The following is a 1025-nucleotide window of genomic DNA, read 5'->3' as shown; positions in this document are numbered from 1 at the left end:
TCGACACGGCCACCGGCCCCGACGGCCGCCTCGCGCTGGCCCGCCGTCTCACCGGCCTGCTCAGCGGCGCGGCCCCGCTCCTGCAGTCCGCGCCGACCGCGCTGGACCCGCTGCTCGACCGCGTCGACACGCTCACCGACCAGGGTTTCCTGGACCGGCTGCCCGCCCTCCGCGGCGGCTTCGACACGCTCACCCCGGCCGGCCGCGACCGCCTCCTCGACACCGTGACCGAACGCCTCGGCGACCGCCTCGACCTGTCGCTCAGCGCCTCGCCGGCACTCCTCGCACTGTGGACGGCGGCGGACCGGGCAGGTCTGGCGGCGGTCGACTCCCTGCGGCTGCCGACCGGTACGGGCACGGTGGGGCCGCTCAAGGGCACGGACGCCACCGCCGTCGCGGAGAACCCCGGCGCCGCGGCCGAACCAAAAGCCTCCGTCGGCCGCCCGACCACCAGAACTGCCGAGACCCCAGCGCCCGCCACCCCGCTTCCCGGCCCCCTCCACCTCACCCCCACCGACCGATGGCGGCTGCTCCTCGGCCGGGAGAGCGAGAAACTGCCGCAGGACGCCCGCCGCTACGCGCACGCGCTCGACGAGCTGTACGGCACCGGCCGGGGCGAGGGCTCCTCGGATCTCGGCCGGGGTACCGGCCAGGGTCGGGGCGGCGGTCAGGACGCGTCGTTCCCCACGGCCCGGGAATGGGCCGAGGAGCTGGACGCGCTGTTCGGCGCGGAGGTCCGCGAGGAGGTACTGGCGCGGGCCGCCGACCAGGGCCGTACGGACGTACTGGCCGAGCTGGACCCCAAGGCCGTCCGCCCGTCGGTCGACCTGCTGACCTCCGTGCTGTCCCTCGCCGGAGGGATGCCCGAGCAGCAACTGGCCAGGCTGCGCCCGCTGGTACGGCGTCTGGTCGACGAACTGGCCAAGGAACTCGCCACCCGGATGCGCCCCGCGCTCACGGGTCTGGCCACCCCGCGTCCGACCCGCCGCCCCGGCGGCCGGCTCGACCTGCCCCGCACGCTGCGG

Annotated in this window: 1 protein-coding gene; it reads left to right on the top strand. The window is 76.5% G+C overall.

Annotated features, from left to right (window positions below):
* Nucleotides 1–1025 (top strand): DUF5682 family protein (locus tag AWZ10_RS27390; protein WP_244172563.1); only part of this gene is annotated, 1025 nt, incomplete at both ends.

Source organism: Streptomyces europaeiscabiei (genome assembly GCF_001550375.1).
In the GTDB taxonomy this organism is placed as follows: Bacteria; Actinomycetota; Actinomycetes; order Streptomycetales; family Streptomycetaceae; genus Streptomyces; species Streptomyces europaeiscabiei.
This window is presented reverse-complemented; position numbering and strand designations above follow the sequence as displayed.